Annotated in this window: 16 protein-coding genes; 12 read left to right on the forward strand and 4 right to left on the reverse strand. The window is 36.0% G+C overall.

Going from position 1 to position 19,977, the window contains the following annotated elements:
- Window positions 1-117: 117 nt before the first annotated feature.
- From IGM04_RS06185 to IGM04_RS06225, 9 genes are all read left to right on the forward strand, one after another.
- Window positions 118-2,220, forward strand: coding sequence for a heavy metal translocating P-type ATPase (locus IGM04_RS06185; RefSeq protein WP_086317856.1), 2,103 nt, complete (start codon window positions 118-120; stop codon window positions 2,218-2,220).
- A gap of 268 nt (window positions 2,221-2,488) precedes the next feature.
- Window positions 2,489-2,932 (forward strand): cell division protein ZapA, encoded by a 444-nt coding sequence (gene zapA / locus IGM04_RS06190; protein ID WP_002357706.1) that lies wholly within the window; start codon window positions 2,489-2,491, stop codon window positions 2,930-2,932.
- A gap of 19 nt (window positions 2,933-2,951) precedes the next feature.
- A complete protein-coding gene (locus IGM04_RS06195) occupies window positions 2,952-3,500 on the forward strand; it encodes a CvpA family protein (protein ID WP_002357705.1) in 549 nt (182 codons plus the stop codon).
- Window positions 3,501-3,610: 110 nt separating this feature from the next.
- Window positions 3,611-5,977 carry an endonuclease MutS2 gene (locus IGM04_RS06200; protein WP_086317857.1) on the forward strand — a complete coding sequence of 789 codons (2,367 nt, stop codon included), beginning with the start codon at window positions 3,611-3,613 and terminating at the stop codon, window positions 5,975-5,977.
- A 97-nt stretch (window positions 5,978-6,074) separates the two neighbouring features.
- Window positions 6,075-6,389 (forward strand): thioredoxin, encoded by a 315-nt coding sequence (trxA, locus tag IGM04_RS06205; protein ID WP_002357703.1) that lies wholly within the window; start codon window positions 6,075-6,077, stop codon window positions 6,387-6,389.
- A 164-nt stretch (window positions 6,390-6,553) separates the two neighbouring features.
- Window positions 6,554-8,350: an excinuclease ABC subunit UvrC gene (gene uvrC / locus IGM04_RS06210; RefSeq protein ID WP_002366633.1), complete on the forward strand. Its 1,797-nt coding sequence runs from the start codon at window positions 6,554-6,556 to the stop codon at window positions 8,348-8,350.
- Between the two features lie 151 nt (window positions 8,351-8,501).
- On the forward strand, window positions 8,502-8,759 hold the full coding sequence (locus IGM04_RS06215) for a DUF3884 family protein (protein ID WP_002369461.1): 258 nt from the start codon (window positions 8,502-8,504) through the stop codon (window positions 8,757-8,759).
- Between the two features lie 104 nt (window positions 8,760-8,863).
- Window positions 8,864-9,763 (forward strand): ABC transporter ATP-binding protein, encoded by a 900-nt coding sequence (locus tag IGM04_RS06220; RefSeq protein ID WP_002357699.1) that lies wholly within the window; start codon window positions 8,864-8,866, stop codon window positions 9,761-9,763.
- Entirely contained in the window at window positions 9,756-11,018 is a 1,263-nt protein-coding gene (locus IGM04_RS06225) for an ABC transporter permease (RefSeq protein ID WP_002357698.1), read from the forward strand. The genes IGM04_RS06220 and IGM04_RS06225 overlap by 8 nt, the downstream gene beginning before the upstream one ends.
- A 35-nt stretch (window positions 11,019-11,053) precedes the next feature.
- Here the strand turns inward: IGM04_RS06225 and IGM04_RS06230 are convergent, their stop codons facing one another.
- Complete coding sequence (locus IGM04_RS06230; RefSeq protein ID WP_002363900.1) at window positions 11,054-12,052, reverse strand: LacI family DNA-binding transcriptional regulator; 999 nt, start codon at window positions 12,050-12,052, stop codon at window positions 11,054-11,056.
- Window positions 12,053-12,193: 141 nt separating this feature from the next.
- On the opposite strand from IGM04_RS06230, the gene IGM04_RS06235 reads away from it, so the two are divergent.
- The gene (locus tag IGM04_RS06235) at window positions 12,194-13,588 is read left to right on the forward strand and encodes a 6-phospho-beta-glucosidase (protein ID WP_002357694.1); all 1,395 of its coding nucleotides are present in this window, start codon (window positions 12,194-12,196) and stop codon (window positions 13,586-13,588) included.
- A 25-nt stretch (window positions 13,589-13,613) separates the two neighbouring features.
- On the opposite strand, the gene IGM04_RS06240 is transcribed toward IGM04_RS06235, so the two are convergent.
- Window positions 13,614-14,120 (reverse strand): hypothetical protein, encoded by a 507-nt coding sequence (locus tag IGM04_RS06240; protein WP_002357693.1) that lies wholly within the window; start codon window positions 14,118-14,120, stop codon window positions 13,614-13,616.
- A 245-nt stretch (window positions 14,121-14,365) separates the two neighbouring features.
- Here IGM04_RS06240 and abc-f point away from each other — a divergent pair, with 245 nt between their 5' ends.
- Entirely contained in the window at window positions 14,366-15,832 is a 1,467-nt protein-coding gene (gene abc-f, locus IGM04_RS06245) for a ribosomal protection-like ABC-F family protein (protein WP_162782759.1), read from the forward strand.
- A 40-nt stretch (window positions 15,833-15,872) separates the two neighbouring features.
- On the opposite strand, the gene IGM04_RS06250 is transcribed toward abc-f, so the two are convergent.
- Entirely contained in the window at window positions 15,873-17,159 is a 1,287-nt protein-coding gene (locus IGM04_RS06250; RefSeq protein ID WP_033595232.1) for an NAD(P)/FAD-dependent oxidoreductase, read from the reverse strand.
- A 121-nt stretch (window positions 17,160-17,280) separates the two neighbouring features.
- The gene (locus tag IGM04_RS06255; RefSeq protein ID WP_002357690.1) at window positions 17,281-18,339 is read right to left on the reverse strand and encodes a type I restriction endonuclease; all 1,059 of its coding nucleotides are present in this window, start codon (window positions 18,337-18,339) and stop codon (window positions 17,281-17,283) included.
- 239 nt (window positions 18,340-18,578) lie between these two features.
- Between IGM04_RS06255 and gdhA the strand changes: the two genes are divergently transcribed.
- Window positions 18,579-19,925: an NADP-specific glutamate dehydrogenase gene (gdhA, locus tag IGM04_RS06260; protein WP_086317859.1), complete on the forward strand. Its 1,347-nt coding sequence runs from the start codon at window positions 18,579-18,581 to the stop codon at window positions 19,923-19,925.
- Window positions 19,926-19,977: the final 52 nt, after the last annotated feature.

The following is a 19,977-nucleotide window of genomic DNA, read 5'->3' on the forward strand; positions in this document are numbered from 1 at the left end:
GAAAAAGATTACGTGAAGCGGTTGACATATGATTGCATCTTCATTTATAATAGATTCATGAAAGGTTATTCATGTAAACGGAATAATCGCTATTATATAGGGAGTGAAGGTGTTTAAATGCAAAAGAGTTATAAACTAGAAGGACTTGATTGTGCAAGTTGTGCAGACAAAATTGAAAAATCTGTCCAAAAAATTCACGGAGTAGAAAAAGCGCGTGTGGACTTCATGGCTGAAAAGATGACACTGGAAGTTGAATCAGGACATGATTTAGAAGTCGAAAATGAAGCGCGTGCAGTGATTGGTAAGTTAGAACCAGATGTCAAAGTTATTTCTTTAAAAGATGTCAAAGAAGAAGAGGGACGTAATCCAAATAAGAATCGCTTAATTCGTATCATTATTGCATTTGTTTTATTTTTAGCACTTATTATCATTAAACCAAGTAATAATTGGGTTGCTTTGGCATCTTATTTAGTCGTTTATGTCTTAATTGGTGGCGACATTGTCAAACGAGCGGCAACGAATATTTTTCGCGGGGAAGTGTTTGATGAAAATTTCTTAATGTCTGTGGCAACGATTGGGGCATTCTTTATTGGGGAATATCCCGAAGCTGTGGCAGTAATGTTGTTCTACCAAGTCGGCGAATGGTTCCAAAGTGCTGCAGTTGATCAATCCAGAAAATCAATTGCCAAATTAATGGATATTCGTCCGGATTCAGCAAATCTTTTAGTAAATGGACAAATAAAAGCGGTCGCTCCAGATACAATTGAAATTGGACAACAAATATTAGTGAAACCAGGTGAAAAAGTTCCATTAGATGGTCAAATTATTGATGGATCAAGCATGGTAGATACCTCTGCGTTAACTGGTGAATCCGTTCCAAGAACGGTCAAAGTCGGCGATGAAATCTTAGGTGGTTTTATCAATAAAAATGGGGCCTTGACTATTAATGTTACGAAAAAATTTGGGGATTCAACAGTTAGCAAAATTTTAGATTTAGTTGAAAATGCTAGCAGTAAAAAAGCCCCTGCAGAAAACTTTATTTCTAAATTTGCTCGTTACTATACACCAGTTGTCGTTGTTTTAGCTGTCTTATTGGCAGTGATTCCACCATTTATTTTCCCTGATACTTCTATTAATGAATGGGTTTATCGGGCATTAACGTTCTTGGTTATTTCTTGTCCATGTGCCTTAGTCATTTCTGTTCCTTTAAGTTTCTTCGGTGGAATTGGCGGAGCTAGCAAACTAGGTGTTTTAATTAAAGGAAGTAACTATTTAGAAATTTTAGCGAATACGGAAACAATTGTTTTTGATAAAACTGGTACGCTAACAAAAGGAAATTTTGTGGTTCAAAACATAACTAGTGTTGTTTTACCTAAAGAAGAGTTGTTACGTTTAACAGCAACAGCAGAACAATTATCCACTCATCCTATTGCTATTTCTATTAAAGAAAGCTATGGCAAAGAAACTGTTCCAGCAACAGCAATTGAAGAGGTTGCCGGACACGGTATCAAAGCCACAATTGAAGGCAAAACAGTTTTAGTCGGTAATGCGAAGTTAATGAGACAATTTGGTATCGAAGCACCAGAAGTGAAGGAAGCGGGAACTTTAATTTTTGTCGCTATTGATAATCAATTTGCAGGCTACTTAGTGATTGCGGATCAATTGAAACCAGACGCCATTTCAGCAATAAAAGAATTAAAAGCTGAAGGGGTCAAACAAACTGTTATGCTGACTGGAGACAATCAACAAGTTGCAGAAGCTATTGCAAAAGAAGTTGGTGTTGACAAAGTTTATGCAGAACTTTTACCAGATGGCAAAGTGGATCGTTTAGAAGAGTTGTTAAAAGCATCTTCACCTAAAAACAAAGTTGCCTTTGTTGGTGACGGCATGAATGATGCACCTGTTTTAGCCCGGGCTGATGTTGGGATTGCCATGGGTGGTTTAGGAAGTGACGCGGCAATTGAAGCTGCTGATGTGGTGATTATGAATGATGAACCAAGTCGTATCGCCTCTGCGATTAAATTATCAAGAAAAACATTGAGAATTGTTAAACAAAACATTATCTTTGCGATTGCTGTTAAAATCATTGTCTTGGTACTAGGTGCATTAGGCTTGGCTTCAATGCAAGCAGCAGTCTTTGCTGATGTTGGTGTAACTATTATCGCTGTTTTAAATGCTATGCGTTGTTTACGTGTAGAAAAGATGAAAGATAATAACTAAGCCTTAAAAAGTACAGCTGAGACAAACATTTTTAGCTGATTATCAGAGTTTGAGCGTGGGACAAAAATCACTTTGACTTTTTGTTCCACGCTTTTTCACCTACACAATTTCTATTCGTTCTTAAATTGCCAGAGTTCTTGTAAAGAAATCTTTAAATTTTTCGCTTTGTGGCATATAATAAGAGAGAATTTGTACGAAAATTGCGCTTCGCTTTTTTTTCATGGTACAATAAGCAAGAATGGATTGATTTACAGGAGGGAACCTCAACATGGCATCAAATGAAAAAACACGATATAAAGCAATCATTGCAGACCATACGTATACAATTATTGGCCAAGAGTCAAAACAACATATGGATTTAGTCACAAAAATTGTCAACGAACAACTGGCGGAAATTAAACATCTTTCTCCGCAAACTGATACGGAACAAGCTTCTGTTTTATTAGCAATTAATGCAATTTCAGATCAACTAAAAAAACAAGAATATGCTTTAAAATTGGAAAAACAAGTAGCAGATTTAAAACAGAAAACCATTCGTTTGGCTGAATTAGAGAATCGTGTGCGCCGAATGGAAATTATCGAAGAAGAAGCACGGGATGTTTTGAAAAAGAATGGACAAGAAGATGTAGAAATTCATAATCATGTGGAAGCCCAACAAATTTTGAATGAAAATCGAAAACAGCAGATTCAAAATAAAGGTGTTTCGGAGTAGTTCCTGAAAGGATGACAAGATGTTAACAATACTTATTTTATTACTTTTAGCCTTTGGATTTTATACAGGAGCTAAACGAGGCTTGATTTTACAAGTGCTCTATTCGGTAGGTTACTTAATTTCATATTTTGTTGCTCGAACTTATTACAAAGAGGTCGCTTCTCATTTAGAATTGTATATTCCATATCCATCGGTTACGCCAACGTCAAAGCTTGTCTTTTTTAATCAAGAGATTTCTTTAGACTTGGACAAAGCCTTTTATTCAGCGGTTGCGTTTCTATTATTGCTGTTTGCAGGCTGGTTGGTCGTTCGTTTTTTAGCTATCTTTTTACATGGATTAACATTTATTCCAGTTTTGAAACAGGTAAATGGACTATTAGGTGGCGTATTAAGTGTTCTTGTGTTATACGTGGGTCTTTTTCTAGTGTTAGCTACGGCGTCAATGATTCCGTCAGATATTGTCCAAAATCAGTTTCGGTCAAGTGGCTTGGCACGAGGCATTGTAAAAAATACCCCAATTCTAACAAAACAAGCATATGAATTATGGGTTGAACCAATTACGAAATAAAGCTGAATGGGACTGAGATAGAGATAAGAAGTAAGTGAGCAAAGCGAAACTTCTTATGTTATGTCTCAGTCTTTTCAACAAATGAAAAAGTTAGAAAAGTAGGTGGAAAAATGAATCAGCGTATTCTATCAACATTAGGGTTTGATAAAGTAAAACAACAGTTGTTGCAATTTATTGTGACAGCTCAGGGGACAAACGAAGTTTCGGAATTATTACCGATTGCTGATGAAAATAAAATTCAAGCATGGCTAAATGAAACACAGGATGGTTTAAAAGTTCAACGATTACGTGGTGGAATCCCCATTCCTAAATTAGAAAATATCCAACCACACATGAAACGGATTGAAATTGGTGCGGATTTAAATGGCATAGAATTAGCACAAGTAGGCCGTGTCTTGTCGACTACTTCAGAACTGACTCGTTTTTTTGATGAGTTAAGTGAAAATGAAGTGGATTTTGAACGTTTATATATGTGGCGAGAGCAACTAGAAGTTTTGCCTGAATTAAATCGCCAACTCAAACAAGCCATTGATGATGATGGCTACGTCACAGATGAAGCTTCGCCAGCTTTAAAGGCAATTCGGCAAAATATTCGTCGTAGTGAGCAGACCATTCGAGAAGAACTAGATAGTATTATTCGTGGGAAAAACGCACGTTATCTGAGTGATGCCCTTGTTACTATGCGAAATGAACGCTACGTAATTCCAGTCAAACAAGAATATAAAAATATTTTTGGTGGCGTGGTTCACGACCAAAGTGCTTCAGGACAAACCTTATTTATTGAACCTAAACAAATTTTAGAAATGAATAATCGTTTGCGACAACAACAAATTGCCGAAAGAAATGAGATTACTCGCATCTTGGCAGAACTGTCGGCTGAGTTGGTTCCTTATCGCCGAGAAATTACGCATAATGCTTATGTCATCGGTAAACTTGATTTTATTAATGCTAAGGCGCGACTAGGAAAAGAACTAAAAGCAGTTGTTCCAGAAGTTAGTCAAGCAAATCATGTAGTTTTTAAACAAGCCCGGCACCCACTATTAAATCCAGAAAAAGCTGTAGCCAATGACATTGTGATTGGAGAAGAATATCAAGCAATTGTGATTACAGGGCCTAATACCGGCGGGAAAACCATTACTCTGAAAACGTTAGGTCTTTTACAATTAATGGGTCAAGCTGGATTACCTATTCCAGTTGAAGAAGAAAGTAAAATGGGTATTTTTACAGAAGTATTTGCGGATATCGGGGATGAACAATCGATTGAACAAAGTTTAAGTACTTTCTCTTCACATATGACGAATATCGTGTCTGTCTTAAAGAAAGTCGATCATCAAAGTTTAGTACTATTTGATGAATTAGGTGCTGGGACAGATCCGCAAGAAGGGGCCGCTTTAGCGATTGCCATTTTAGATTCATTGGGTGCTAAAGGAGCCTATGTGATGGCAACAACCCATTATCCTGAATTAAAAGTGTATGGCTATAATCGAGCTGGAACAATCAATGCCAGTATGGAATTTGATGTAGATACCTTGAGTCCAACCTATCGTTTATTAATTGGCGTGCCTGGCCGAAGTAATGCTTTTGAAATTTCGAAACGTCTTGGATTAGACAATAGTATTATTGAAGCTGCAAAACAAATAATGGACGGTGAAAGTCAAGATTTAAACGAAATGATTGAAGACCTGGAAAACCGTCGCAAAATGGCCGAAACTGAATATTTAGAAGCTCGCCACTATGTCGATGAATCGGCCGCTTTGCATAAAGAACTGAAAGAAGCCTATCAAGTGTTTTTTGAAGAACGAGAAAAAGAATTACAAAAAGCGCGGAAAGAAGCGAATAAAATTATTGCAGAAGCGGAAGAAAATGCGGAAACCATTATTTCTGATATTCGCAAAATGCAATTGGAAAGTGGCCAACAAGGTGGTGTCAAAGAACATCAGTTAATTGATGCGAAAACACAGCTTTCTCAATTACACCATGAAGAAACCAAGCTTGCTAAAAACAAAGTGTTGAAGAAGGCCAAAGAACAGAAAAAATTAAAAGCTGGCGATGAAGTAATTGTCAATACTTACGGCCAACGAGGGACCTTATTAAAAGACAACGGCAAAGGACAATGGCAAGTCCAATTGGGCATTTTAAAAATGAACGTATCTGAAGAGGATATGACGCCTGTCGCTCCACAAAAAGAAGCGAAACCAAGAGTTACAACGGTTCGTTCTGCAGAAAGCAGTCATGTTGGCACACAACTAGACTTACGTGGCAAACGCTACGAAGAAGCATTGGCAGAAGTTGACCAATACATTGATGCTGCGATTCTAGCGGGCTATCCACAAGTAACCATTGTTCACGGCAAAGGAACAGGTGCATTAAGAACCGGAATAACGGAATTTTTAAAAAATCACCGCAGTGTGAAAAGCTATGAATTTGCGCCACAAAACCAAGGTGGTAATGGTGCGACTGTCGTAAAATTCCAATAAATAAGGACTTACAATAAGTAAGCAGAACACTCGCTATCTTAGAGATGACGTGTTATACTAAGCATGTAATAAGAGTAAAGAGTAGGAGGTTTGTGAAATGACACAAGCAATTACCGATAAAGATTTTGCAACAGAAACAGATGAAGGATTAGTCTTAATCGACTTTTGGGCAACTTGGTGTGGCCCTTGTCGTATGCAAGCACCCATCTTAGAACAATTATCTGAAGAATATGATGAAGACGAAGTGAAAATCGTCAAAATGGATGTGGATGAAAATCCTGCAACACCAGCAAGTTTTGGAATCATGAGCATCCCAACATTGCTATTGAAAAAAGATGGCGAAGTTGTTGAAAAAGCAGTCGGTGTTCATACAAAAGACCAATTGCAAGCAATGATTGCCAAACACTTATAAACGTTGATTAGTCATTACGAATAGTTTGATTCAGTCTGAAGAGAAATCATTAGCGATTGTCTTTTCAGGCTGTTTCTTTCGTACATAAAGTAGCGGCTTTTTTTGTTTAATTACAAAAAGAGGTGTATAATAGACGAAGCATTTTGTTAGAAAGGAAGTATCGTATGAACGAACGAATAAAAAATAAATTAGCACTGCTTCCTGATCAACCTGGTTGTTATTTAATGAAAGATAAAAACGGCACGATTATCTATGTTGGGAAAGCCAAAATTTTGAAAAACCGTGTCCGGTCTTATTTTCGTGGTAGCCATGATACTAAGACAGAACGATTAGTCAGTGAAATCGATGATTTTGAATATATTGTGACAGAATCGAATATTGAAGCACTTTTATTAGAAATTAATTTAATCCATAAAAATAATCCCAAATATAACATCATGTTAAAAGACGATAAAACCTATCCTTTTATCAAAATCACAAACGAAAAATATCCTCGTTTAATGATTACTCGAAAGGTTTTAAAAGACAAAGCGTTATATTTTGGCCCATATCCAGATGTAAATGCAGCGAATGAAACAAAGAAACTGTTAGATCGGCTTTTTCCTTTGCGAAAATGTAATCCGTCGCAAAAAACACCTTGTTTGTATTATCATTTAGGACAATGTCTGTGTCCCTATGCTTTTGATGTGGATCCGCAAGTCTACAAAGATATGGTGGAAGAGATTAAAGGGTTTCTCTCTGGTGGACATACAGAAATTCAGGACCGCTTACAAGAAAAAATGGCTTATGCAGCTGCACATATGGAATTTGAAAAAGCTGCAGAATTTCGCGATCAAATTAAAGCGATTGAAACAGTTATGACCCGCCAAAAAATGACGAATGTAGATTTAATTGATCGTGATGTGTTTGGTTATGCTGTTGATAAAGGCTGGATGTGTGTCCAAGTATTCTTTGTCAGACAAGGAAAATTAATCGAACGTGATGTATCGATTTTTCCATTTTATGATGATGCCAGTGAAGCATTTTTAACTTTTATTGGACAATTTTATCAAGAGAATGAGCATTTTGTGCCAAAAGAAGTCTTGATTCCTGATGACATTGATAAAGAAAGCGTTGAAGCTTTATTAGCTACGAAAATCTTGCAGCCGCAACGGGGAGAAAAGAAAAAACTGGTTAAATTAGCCAGTAAAAATGCTGCAGTTGCTTTAAATGAAAAATTCGATTTGATTGTACGGAAACAAGAACGAACAATTGGCGCAGTTGAAAAATTAGGCAATGCGATGAACATACCTGCGCCCATTCGAATTGAAGCATTTGATAATTCAAATATTATGGGAACAAACCCTGTTTCTGCGATGGTTGTGTTTATTGACGGACGGCCAGCTAAAAATGAGTATCGAAAATATAAAATAAAAACTGTCCAAGGTCCTGATGATTACGCTTCTATGAGAGAAGTCATTTATCGCAGATATTCACGAGTTTTAAAAGAAGGCTTGCCTTTTCCTGATTTAATTTTAATCGATGGTGGTAAAGGCCAAGTCGATGTTGCTAAAGATGTGTTAGCCAATCAACTAGGAGTCGATATTCCTGTAGCTGGATTAGCCAAGAACGACAAGCACAAAACGAGTGAACTTTTATTTGGTCCAAACTTAGAAGTTGTACCATTGGAAAGAAACTCACAAGAATTTTTCTTGTTGCAACGAATCCAAGATGAAGTCCATCGTTTCGCCATCACATTCCATCGTCAATTACGTAGTAAAAATAGTTTTGCTTCCAAATTAGATAACATTGAAGGCTTGGGACCGAAACGCAAAAAAAATCTTTTAAAAGAATTTAAATCGCTTAAAAATATTACGGCAGCCAGTGTTGAAGAATTAAGAAAAGCTGGATTACCTGAAACTGTCGCAAAGAATGTGTATCGTCATTTACACCAAGAAACAACCTCTGAGATAGAAAAATAAATGAAAATGAACCAGACCAATTAGGTGCTTTTCCTAATTTGTCTGGTTTTTTTATTCAATTTTTTCATGAAAAGTTGAACTCTCAAGAAAATATGATAACGATTTCTTTCGTGATATACTAATACTAACTTAAAAGAGAGGACGTCTGATCATGAAAATACTAACACCCGTTTATCAAATAAAATTTAAAAAAGTACCAAATCAATTACTGATTGATGAGCGTTTAATGAATGAATTGGGTACGTGGTTGAATCGTACAGGTCGAATTTGGGCCTGTCAATCATCAAAATCGGCAAAGGAATTTAAAAATACATTTTATGAAAGCACAGGCTTGACCGCAAATGAAGTGCATATTTCTGCCGAGACGGATGGTCTTTTTCGCTTAGCAGAAAATAAAGCGTCTGATTAAAGTGCAACATCTTTCCATAACAATTGTCATTGACAAGCCAACACAGGAAAGATACGATATGAGTAACTAAACAGCGGTTTAGAAAAAGTGAAGGGGGCGTTTATGTGTTAGAGGTAAAAGAGTTAGTCAAAACCTTTGGGGATTTTAAAGCAGTTGATCATGTATCCTTTACGATACCGGACGGGAAAATTTTAGGATTAATTGGCCAAAATGGTGCCGGGAAGACAACTACGTTTCGCTTGATTTTAAATTTTTTAACACAAGATAGCGGGTCAGTTTTATGGAATGGTCAACCATTAAACGAAAAAGAATACAATATTATTGGTTATTTACCAGAAGAACGGGGTTTATATCCTAAAATTACGATTGAAGACCAACTAATTTATTTCGCTTCATTGCGGGGGAAAACTAAAAAAGAAATTGAACCTAAAATTGACTTTTGGATGGAAAAATTTCAAGTTAAAGGCAAAAAAACGGATAAAGTTAAATCTTTATCAAAAGGCAATCAACAAAAAGTTCAATTGATTGCGACACTTATTCATGAACCAAAGTTAATTATTTTAGACGAACCATTCAGTGGCTTGGATCCAGTTAATGCAGAATTATTAAAAGACGGCATTATTGAATTGAAAAATCAAGGTTCTTGTGTCATTTTTTCCAGTCATAATATGGACAATGTGGAGAAAATCTGTGACCATTTAGTCATGTTAAAAAATGGACGCATGGTTTTAGATGGTCAGGTTCATGAAATTCGACAACAATTTGGTCGAACAAAATTATTCTTAGAATCACCGTTATCTGTTGAGGAAGTTGCTGCTACAGCAGGTGTGAAAGAAGCACACTTGCGACAAGATGGCGTCTTAGAAGCGACATTAGAAAACGCTGAAGTGGGCAAAGTGTTGTTTGATAAAGCGACAGCCAACGGCTACATTCCAATGTTTAATCAACAACCACCAACATTGGAAGAAATTTTCAAAATGAAAGTAGGTGGGCAAGATGAGTAAATTTTGGATTATTGCGACTGATGTCTATAAGAAAAATGTGAAGTCGCTGTCTTTCTTAATCATGATTTTAGCGCCATTTCTTCTTGTAGGAATTGTTTACTTAGCGGGCTCTCTAGCTAGCGGTTTTTCAGGAGATACTACCATTGGTCTGGTTTCGGAAAATCAAGCGCTCGTTAAAGAGTTGACAAAGAATAAAACAGAGGACTTTTCTTTCAAAGCTGTTTCTTCTGAGAAAAAGGCCCAAGAACAATTAAAAGACGAGAAAATTGATGCCTATTTACTTTTGGACACTACAGATAATCAGATTTCTGGTCAGCTTTACTCTGAACGCTCTTTAGGAAATGCAACCGAGATGCTAATCCCTCAAATGTTAAACCAATTACAAACAATGGCGAATGCCAATCGTTTAAACCTAACAGCTGAGCAAGTTGCCATGTTGAATCAACAAGCAACATTTAAAAAAGCCAAAATTAGTTTTGATGAAAATGGCAAAATAAAAACAGGAGAAGATAACACAGGGATTCAAATGGCGTTAGCAATGGGGATAACAATTTTGTTATTTGTCTTCATCAGCAGTTATTCTTCAATTATTGCCCAAGAGATTGCTTCTGAAAAAGGCACTAGAATCATGGAAGTTATTCTCTCTAGTACAAAAGCGCAAACCCATTTTTATGGCAAATTAACTGGGGTTATTCTAGTAGCTTTAACACAAATTTTCATTTACGGAGTGGCGTTTGTTCTCGGCTATTCCCAATTGAAAAATCTTGATTTTATGAAAAGTCTATTAAGTGGTATTTCACCACAAAGTATTTTTTCATCAACCTTTATTTTTACATTAGGCTTTTTCATTATTGGTATTCTCGTTTTTGCTGTTTTGGCAGCACTTTGTGGTTCTCTTGTTTCCAAACCAGAGGATACAGCAAAAGCAGTTCAGCCCATCATGTATATTGGTTTAATCGGTTATATGATTGGCATTACGTTTGGGACGAATGATCCACAAAATATCGTGGTGAAAGTGACTTCCTTTATTCCGCTGATTTCGTCATACATTATGCCAGTACGCTTGGCGACCGAAACGGCATCAACAATGGAAGCAATTGTCTCATTAGTGATTTTGGCAGTTTTTGGAATTATTTTAACAATCTTCTCTGCTCGTTTATACAAATCAAACGTTCTTGTATACAGTGAAGGCGGCATGATTCAATCTTTAAAACAGTCAATTTCTATTTTAAAAAATGAACAAAAGCATAAATAATCCTTGTTTAACTCTAAAAGGACCCGGTAAATCAGTCAAAGTGACTGATCTGCCGGGTCTTTTTTAGGCACCGTTCGTCGTTCAACTAGACGAACTGTTAATTTTTTTTCAGGAATGTTCGTCTGATTTAATTGGTTGTATAGGTAAATAAATGAGTTTTCGGCTTGATACTGAATGGCATAATCAACAGTCGTAATATGCATCAATTCACTGACATAACTATTATCAAAGCCAATGACAGCGACATCTCGAGGAACGGCATAATTTAGATTTTCAAGTTCTGAAATAAACTCAGCTGCTACGTGATCATTATAAAAGGCCAAAGCTTCTGGCTTGTCGGTTAATTGTTGCCAGTAATGGGCAATTTTGCGACCAGAATGGTTAGTATACTGATCATTAATCAGCCACTCAGCTTGCCAAGGTGCCTGAGTGTTTTCATAAAAATCTTTCATTGCACGTTTTCGTGCGTGCGTGTTTAAATTTTCGGGATTACCGAGGACATGACCAATTTTTTGGTATCCTTGTTGTTGTAAATATTCTAAGGAACGATAATAACCAGAGTAATGATCAATGTAGGAAGAGTATATATTAGGTGAATCGATACGATGCCAGGTTGCTAAAGGACCATACGCGCTGTATGGCTCAATCACCGACCATTCATTTGTTCGTGTCAATAAAAACAAACCATCTAATTGTTTGTATTTTAATTGGTTCAAGGCATCAATTTCTTTCTGCTGATCGCCATCTGTAAAAAATAAGGTTACGGAATAATTGTATTTTTTGGCAATTGAAATAAAGCGATTCAAGAAAATGCCTAAGGAACCTAAATAGCTAGGGGCTAAAAAGCCAATGGTTTTTGTGGCACCTGCTCGTAAATTCCGCGCCACATAATTCGGGGTATAATTTAATTCTTTCATTGCTTTGAGAATTTTTTCTTGACTATCGGCACTCACATATCCTTTTCCAGAAATTAAGCGAGAAACAGTCGATTTCGAGACACCGGCAACTTTTGCTACATCAATGATAGACGTCATTTTTTACCTCCAAAGTGGAATGTATTCTTATAAGAAGTATAGCATACATTTTTTTGAAAATAGTGCTTGACATGGGAACATTCCCATAATTTATCCTAAAGATGTAAACGATAACAATTTAATCAAGGAGGAAGAAGACGGATGACAAGAGGAGCATTAAAAATTGCAACAATTGGTGGCGGTTCTAGTTATACACCTGAATTAATTGAAGGATATATTAAAAGAAAAGATGAACTGCCAATTAAGGAAATTTGGTTAGTCGATATTGAAGCTGGTAAAGAAAAATTGGAAATCGTTGGGGCAATGGCGAAGCGCATGATTAAAGCTGCTGGTTTAGATTGGGAAGTTCATTTAACATTGGACCGTGAAGCAGCCTTAAAAGGGGCGGATTTTGTTTCAACACAGTTTCGTGTAGGATTATTAGATGCTCGCATTAAAGATGAACGGATTCCTTTGTCCCATGGAGTATTAGGCCAAGAAACAAATGGCGCGGGAGGAATGTTTAAAGCATTTCGAACAATTCCTGTCATTTTAGCTATTATTGACGATATGAAACGCCTTTGCCCAGATGCTTGGTTAGTGAATTTTACTAATCCAGCTGGAATGGTTACGGAAGCTGCAATTAAACATGGCGGTTGGAAAAAAACAGTTGGCTTATGTAATGTGCCGATTGGTCATAGAAAACAAGCGGCCGAAATGCTGGGAATTCCAGAAGAAGACTTATTCTTTAAATTTGCTGGAATTAATCATTTCCATTGGCACCGCGTTTGGGACAAAGAAGGACAAGAGCGAACACAAGAACTCATTGATTTAATTTACGGACCTAAGCAAGAGCAAGAAAGTCATTTGAAAAATATTTTTGATGCGCCGTTCCATTATGAACAGTTAAAAGATTTAGGAATGTTACCATGTGGTTATCATCGCTATTATTATATTGAAGATGAGATGTTGAAGCATTCCATCGAAGAGTATGAACGGGGCGAAACAAGAGCACAAGTGGTTAAAGAAACGGAAGGTCGTCTGTTTGAATTGTATAAAGATCCCAAACTAGATTACAAACCAAAAGAATTAGAAGAACGGGGCGGCACACACTATAGCGATGCAGCTTGTGAAATGATTGCATCAATTTATAATGATAAACGAACGGATATGGTTGTTTCTACTGAAAATAATGGGACAATTACTGATTTACCGTATGATTGTGTTGTAGAAGTATCTGGACCTGTGACAGCACATGGACATGAACCTTACAACTGGGGGGCCTTTCCGCCAGCAGCACGAGGAATTATTCAAAATATGAAAGCTATGGAAGAAACGGTTATTCGAGCAGCCATCAATGGTGATTACGGCGCAGCATTGCATGCTTTCACTATTAATCCATTAGTTCCTGGCGGCGTCATGGCGAAGACCTTGTTGGACGAATTATTAATTGCCCACAAAGCGCATTTACCGAATTTTGCAGATGCGATTAATAAAATTGAAGAAACACAACCAGAAACAGTCACATATGTGGCCGAATTAATGAAAAGTAATTAAAAAATATCGCACGCTAAAGATTCGTTTAGTGTGCGATACTTTTTTTAGAATAGGAAGCAAAGGATTCCGTTTTTTTCTTGACAGTAAAATGATAGGTTTGTTGCCGGAACAGCCACTGAATACCAGAGTAAATTAAAATTTCAGCAATAATAAATGTCGAAAGTTTCTGTGCGGAAAGGAATAATAGCGTTAAAATTAAAAATAAGACGACACAGGTATAAAAAACGTGTTGCAATTTTTTAGAATTGATAATCGTGATTTCTTTGGTATCTTCAGTAACTTCAATGCGCCGATAAAATTGGAACCAGCCTTCATAGAACGTTAAAACATCTCCAGGATCAGCCTCAATTTCAATAGGTACATTAGTAAAAAGTTTCCCTTGATGCACACCATTTTTATAAAATGTAAAATAGCGTAACGCGCCCCAAGCTGATGTTTTTCGTGTCAATGTAATCTTCATGGTTTTCACCTCCGTCTTTATTTTGCCATAGTTTCGGTAAAATTGTATCCTACTAAAGTCCGATTCTCTCATTTTAGGGGCAGAATTGACAAAAGAAAGCAGAGGTGTTAGTGTGGGAGTAATTAAACGAGGAGGTATAATTGTATGTTGGCATCTATCAGAATTTGGATTGACTTTTTGACAAAATAAATTGAATAAATCTTATCAAAAAGTCTGAAATTAAAATTCATGGGTGACGTGTGTACTTTTATACGAAACTACAAGGATAGCGATTAGGCTGTCCTTTTTTGCGTACCCAAGATTCTTTCGTTTCAGAAATGAAAGAAGAGGGCAAAATGAAAAAATTAAGTATTCATCTGAAAGACGTAAGTATTCACTTTTCGGGAAAACCAATTCTAGAAATTGATGAATTATTTGTATATGAAAATGAAAAAATTGGGATTATTGGTAAAAACGGCGCAGGAAAATCAACACTGCTCAATTTAATTATGGGTAAGATTCAATCAGATAAAGGAAAAGTTCAAAGATTGAACGATTTTCATTACTTGGCACAAGTAGCTGAAGAAATAACGAATGAACCAGAGAAAACTGACAAAAACTGTTTGCTAAATCAGAAAAATCAAAAACTAAGTGGTGGCGAAAAAGTCCAAAAACGCTTAGCGACATTATTTTCAGAGTATCCAACCGGGGTTATTTTAGATGAACCAACCACACATTTAGATAAAGAACATCGTCAGTTGTTAGTGGCGGATTTAACGTATTATTATGGGACCGTTTTGTTTGTTAGTCATGATCGCTTTTTCTTGAATCAATTAGCAGAGAAAATTTGGGAAGTTTCGGATGGACATGTCAAAGAATATTTAGGAAACTACGATGCGTATTGTCGTCAAAAAGAATTGGAACAGCAAACACAATATAATGTCTATCGTCAGTATCAAAAGGAAAAGAAAAAATTACAGGAATCTTACGCAAAGAAACAAGCACAAGCGCAAAAATCTAGTCATGTTTCAAAAAAACAAAAACAAAAGCAAATTAAACCTAGTCGTTTAGCTGGTTCTAAACAAAAAGATACCGTACAAAAAGCACTCCAAAAACAAGCGAAAGCGATTAATGCCAGAATTGACAGATTACCCGATGTTGCGCAAGCAAAACAAGAGCGAAAAATTATTTTTCCTACTAATAATCAGTTCTCTTTATACAATCCATATCCAATTAGAATTGAAAATTTAACTTTCGCTTATGAGAATCGAACAATTCTTAACCAAGTGAACGTTCAAATTCCTTTAAACGAAAAAATAGCACTTTGTGGAAAAAATGGTGCTGGGAAGAGTACCTTCCTTCAACAAATTGAAGCCCGTCACCCGGCCATTTACTTTTCTCCCAAAGTCAGGTTAGGAACGTATCATCAATTAGATTATCGATTAAAAAATGATGAACCACTGTTGACTTATTTATTGAAGCGGACAAATTATTCTGAAAAGATTGTGCGTTCACTTTTATATCGACTAGGTTTTCAACAAGAAAATTTACAGACAAAGATATCTTCTCTAAGTGGTGGCGAAGCCATAAAAATTACTTTGGCTCAATTATTTATAGAACCAAATAATATCATCTTATTGGATGAACCCACCAATTTTCTTGATTTAGAGACAATCCAAGCACTTGAAGAATTTATAAGTGCCTATCAAGGAACAGTAATTTTCACTTCGCATGATGAAACGTTTGTGGAAAAAGTAGCCACCCGCACTATTTATTTAGAAAACGGGAAAATTATTGATAAATAAAAAAAGTAAACAAAAAGTCGCTATTTTAGCGACTTTTTGTTTAGACTTCTTCAATTGGTAAATAGGTGTATTCTGCAATTTCTGCGGCATGGGAGCCAGCAACATGTCCAGTGACAAATGCAGCTGTAACATTGTAGCCTCCAGTATAGCCATTAATATCTAAAAGTTCACCAGCAAAAAATAAACCATTGACTAATTTGCTCTCCATTGTTTTAGGGGTCACTTCTTTGAGGGAAATCCCACCGCCTGTGACAAAAGATTTTTCCAAAGGCAATGTTTTCGTAACAGTGAACTGAAAGTCTTTCAGTAGTTCCACAAAGGAAAGACGTTGCTTTTCTGTTAGTTGTTTGGCAGGCACTTCTTCAATTGCTAGTTTCTCTAGATAAAAAGTGAGCAGACGTTCTGGTATTAAAGAATGAAAGGCATTTTTTGCCACTTTATTTGGCTGTTCCTCAATCATGCAATCAACATTTTTCAGCACTTCTTCAAAAGATTTTGTCGGAAACACATCCAAGGCTACCGTGACAGGCTGATTGCCGTTGCGAGTTAATTCTTGGTTAATAAAACTAGAACAGCGGAGCGCGGCAGGTCCTGAAATGCCAAAATGTGTAAACAGCATATCCATTTGATGATTAACTAAAGGTTTTCCTTTTTGGTTCAAAACAGTTAAATTAACATCTTGTAAAGAGAGACCTTGCAACGTTTTATCAAGGATAAAAGGTTCTTCAGAAATAATAGGTGATTCGGTAGGGTATAGTGGGCTGATGGTATGCCCCATTTTTTTGGCTAGTTTATAGCCATCACCAGTTGCTCCTGTGGAAGGATAAGTGCGGCCGCCAGTTGTTAATACAACACACGGTGCATAAATTTTTTCCAGTTCGGTTTCAACGCCAATTATTTGATCGTCTTTTCGTAGTAATTTTGTGACCTGTGTTTTTGTAAAAACAGTGACTCCTAATTCGTTAATGCGGTTAAATAGCGCATCAACAATTGACTTCGATTTATCTGTAACAGGGAACATGCGTCCGTGATCTTCTTCTTTTAAGTGAATACCATTGGATTCAAAAAAGTTCATGATATCATAGTTATCAAATTGTGAAAATGCGCTGTATAAAAATTTTCCATTCCCAGGAATAAATGAAATGATTTCTTCTGCGGGCCGATTATTAGTTACATTACAGCGGCCGCCACCAGTCATTAATAATTTTTTCCCAACACGGCGATTTTTTTCAATCAATAATACTTGAGCGCCTGCTTCTGCAGCCGCAATCGTGGCCATCATACCACTCGTCCCAGCGCCGACAATAATTACATCAAATTTCTTCATAGTTCTCCTCCAATTCAATAGGTAGTGTACCATAATTACGGGATTTTTTCTGGATTTAAGGAAAAAATAAATAAAACTAAGGAACCAGCTAATTGAAAATTTACTAACTGGCTCCTTAGTTTTATAAGAACTCGTTTACAATTTTTATTATTTTTTCTGAATGATTAGACACATCTAATGGTGATTCGATTGAAATTAATTCTTTTAATCCGTTGTTTAGTTCTATTTTCATACCATTATTATTCATGTAAAATCTTAAAATCCATTTTCTGATATTATTATCAAGGAGTACATTAAAGTAACTTTTATTATCTCGGTAAAATATCCTATCCAACACTACTGTATCTTTTAAAATGAGTTTAGAAATTGTGTAAACTTCTAATTCTTCAGGAGTAGTAACTATATTATTCTCGATTTCATCTTCAGGCTGTTCAGACAAATCATCTTCTTTGTCCGAAACAGAAGTATTTAATGCAGCACTTAACTTTTCATTTACTTTTTCATTGATAAATTGATTTATTCCTTTTTTTATTATAGGTGTAAACTTATCTAATGTTTGTTTAGTTTTTACTCCGCCATAAATTTCTCCAACAAAATATTTTACAAAATCTTCTGAAGGGTCTAAAAGCTGATCTGATAAGAAAGCTTTAAATTTATTTAAATATTTCAATTCAGAAGCGCTACTTGTAATTTTATCAATATCAAATGTGTCTTTATGGAATTTAGCAATTTCTGGTATTTGTGTATCCTTCAAATTAGTTATATCAATAGTTAAAAATGGAGAGACGTCCATTTTGTTGGGTTCTTCCAAATCGGTAAAAAATTTATATTCTTTACCATTTGTTAATATTCCAAATTTTGATGTCGTAGTCCCAAAATATCTAAATAATTGAGAATCATGTTTTGTTAATTGCTCGTTGACAGATTTTGCTTCAATTAACATAGTAGGAATACTATCAATTACTATCGCATAATCTACTTTTTCCCCTTTCTTAATCCCTACATCAGCAGTAAATTCTGGAACGAATTCCAAAGGATTAAAAATGTCATAACCCAGTATTTGAAAGAAGGGCATAATTAAAGAAGTTTTGGTTGCTTCTTCGGTAGCAATATTTTCCTTTAATTTTGTTACTCTTTTACCTAACGATTTTAAATCATCTTTAAATTTTTCCATTTCCATAAATATTCCTCTTTTCTTTAAATACATCTTGATGTATAAGAGTGTATTTAATGCAAAATATCAACAAATTTTTATCTTTGCTTACTAATTTTATATTACATACTTTACAAAAATATGTCAACGCTTTCATTAGCGCAATAAAAATGCAAAAAAGAAATAAATAAAAAAATAAACGTTTGACTATGGTAATTTTTGAATTTTCAGTTAAAATAAACCTATAACAATGAGAGGATGATTAAATGGACGCAAAACAATATGTTAAAAATATTCAAGAAAAGATTCACCAATTAGACCAAGGTCAAACAGAATATTTACAAGCAGTCGATGAGTTTTTACTAACCGTAGAAGGTTTTTTAGAAAAAAATCCTCAATACATTGAAGCAAATGTTTTAGGTGTCTTGATTGAACCTGAACGTATTTTTCAATTTCGTGTGCCGTGGCAAGATGACCAGGGCAACTGGCATGTGAACAGAGGCTATCGTGTCCAATATAATTCAGCGATTGGACCATACAAAGGTGGTTTGCGGTTTCATCCAAGTGTGAATTTAAGTGTGATGAAGTTTTTGGCCTTTGAACAAATTTTTAAAAATAGTTTAACTGGTTTGCCAATCGGTGGCGGCAAAGGTGGTAGTGATTTTGATCCAAAAGGTAAGTCAGATGCTGAAGTGATGCGCTTTTGTCAAAGTTTCATGACCGAACTTCAAAAACATATTGGTCCAAGTACAGATGTTCCAGCAGGCGATATTGGCGTAGGCGCTCGTGAAATTGGTTATTTGTTTGGCATGTATAAACGCTTGCGCAACTATGATGCAGGAGTGTTGACTGGCAAACCTTTAGGATACTGGGGAAGCCAAGCAAGAACAGAAGCGACGGGTTATGGAACGGTTTATTTTGTTAAACATTTATTAGCAGATAAAAACGATACGTTTGAAGGCAAAAAAGTCGCTGTTTCTGGTAGTGGGAATGTCGCAATTTATGCCATGGAAAAAGCAACTGAGCTAGGCGCCACAGTAATCACATGTTCCGATTCGTCTGGTTTTGTCTATGATCCAGAAGGAATTGATGTGGCGTTAGTAAAAGAACTAAAAGAAAAAAATCGTGAACGCATTTCAAAATATGTTGAAACACGTAAAGGCGCAACTTATTATGACAAAGAATCTGTTTGGGATTTCGAAACAGCGTATGACATTGCGTTACCATGTGCAACACAAAATGAAATCAACGAAAAGCAAGCCGCTATTTTAGTGAAAAACGGAGTGAAAGTTGTGGCAGAAGGCGCAAATATGCCTTGTACACTAGAAGCAGTCGCCGTTTTTGCTAAATCAGCTGTAATTTATTGTCCAGGTAAAGCTGCTAATGCAGGTGGTGTTGCGGTTTCTGCCTTAGAGATGAGCCAAAATGCTGAACGTTTAGCTTGGTCCTTTGAAAAAGTTGACGGTATGCTAGATCAAATTATGCAAAACATTTATGAGACTTGTCGTGATACAGCTAACGAATATCAGGCACGAGATAACTTTGTTTTAGGTGCGAATATTGCTGGCTTTGAAAAAGTAGCGGCAGCAATGCTAAGTCAAGGTCTCGTTTAATAACAAAAAATGCTAGGATTTCCTAGCATTTTTTATTGATTTGTTTGATTAA

The sequence above is a fragment of the Enterococcus sp. DIV2385 genome (assembly GCF_051711925.1).
Classification (GTDB): domain Bacteria; phylum Bacillota; class Bacilli; order Lactobacillales; family Enterococcaceae; genus Enterococcus; species Enterococcus faecalis.

What these genes read in the sequence shown, in the direction of transcription:
- IGM04_RS06185 (WP_086317856.1), top strand. Translation starts at nt 118, where the DNA reads ATGCAAAAGAGTTATAAACTAGAAGGACTTGATTGTGCAAGTTGTGCA.
- zapA (WP_002357706.1), top strand. Translation starts at nt 2,489, where the DNA reads ATGGCATCAAATGAAAAAACACGATATAAAGCAATCATTGCAGACCAT.
- IGM04_RS06195 (WP_002357705.1), top strand. Translation starts at nt 2,952, where the DNA reads ATGTTAACAATACTTATTTTATTACTTTTAGCCTTTGGATTTTATACA.
- IGM04_RS06200 (WP_086317857.1), top strand. Translation starts at nt 3,611, where the DNA reads ATGAATCAGCGTATTCTATCAACATTAGGGTTTGATAAAGTAAAACAA.
- trxA (WP_002357703.1), top strand. Translation starts at nt 6,075, where the DNA reads ATGACACAAGCAATTACCGATAAAGATTTTGCAACAGAAACAGATGAA.
- uvrC (WP_002366633.1), top strand. Translation starts at nt 6,554, where the DNA reads ATGAACGAACGAATAAAAAATAAATTAGCACTGCTTCCTGATCAACCT.
- IGM04_RS06215 (WP_002369461.1), top strand. Translation starts at nt 8,502, where the DNA reads ATGAAAATACTAACACCCGTTTATCAAATAAAATTTAAAAAAGTACCA.
- IGM04_RS06225 (WP_002357698.1), top strand. Translation starts at nt 9,756, where the DNA reads ATGAGTAAATTTTGGATTATTGCGACTGATGTCTATAAGAAAAATGTG.
- IGM04_RS06230 (WP_002363900.1), bottom strand. Translation starts at nt 12,052, where the DNA reads ATGACGTCTATCATTGATGTAGCAAAAGTTGCCGGTGTCTCGAAATCG.
- IGM04_RS06235 (WP_002357694.1), top strand. Translation starts at nt 12,194, where the DNA reads ATGACAAGAGGAGCATTAAAAATTGCAACAATTGGTGGCGGTTCTAGT.
- IGM04_RS06240 (WP_002357693.1), bottom strand. Translation starts at nt 14,120, where the DNA reads ATGAGAGAATCGGACTTTAGTAGGATACAATTTTACCGAAACTATGGC.
- abc-f (WP_162782759.1), top strand. Translation starts at nt 14,366, where the DNA reads ATGAAAGAAGAGGGCAAAATGAAAAAATTAAGTATTCATCTGAAAGAC.
- IGM04_RS06250 (WP_033595232.1), bottom strand. Translation starts at nt 17,159, where the DNA reads ATGAAGAAATTTGATGTAATTATTGTCGGCGCTGGGACGAGTGGTATG.
- IGM04_RS06255 (WP_002357690.1), bottom strand. Translation starts at nt 18,339, where the DNA reads ATGGAAATGGAAAAATTTAAAGATGATTTAAAATCGTTAGGTAAAAGA.
- gdhA (WP_086317859.1), top strand. Translation starts at nt 18,579, where the DNA reads ATGGACGCAAAACAATATGTTAAAAATATTCAAGAAAAGATTCACCAA.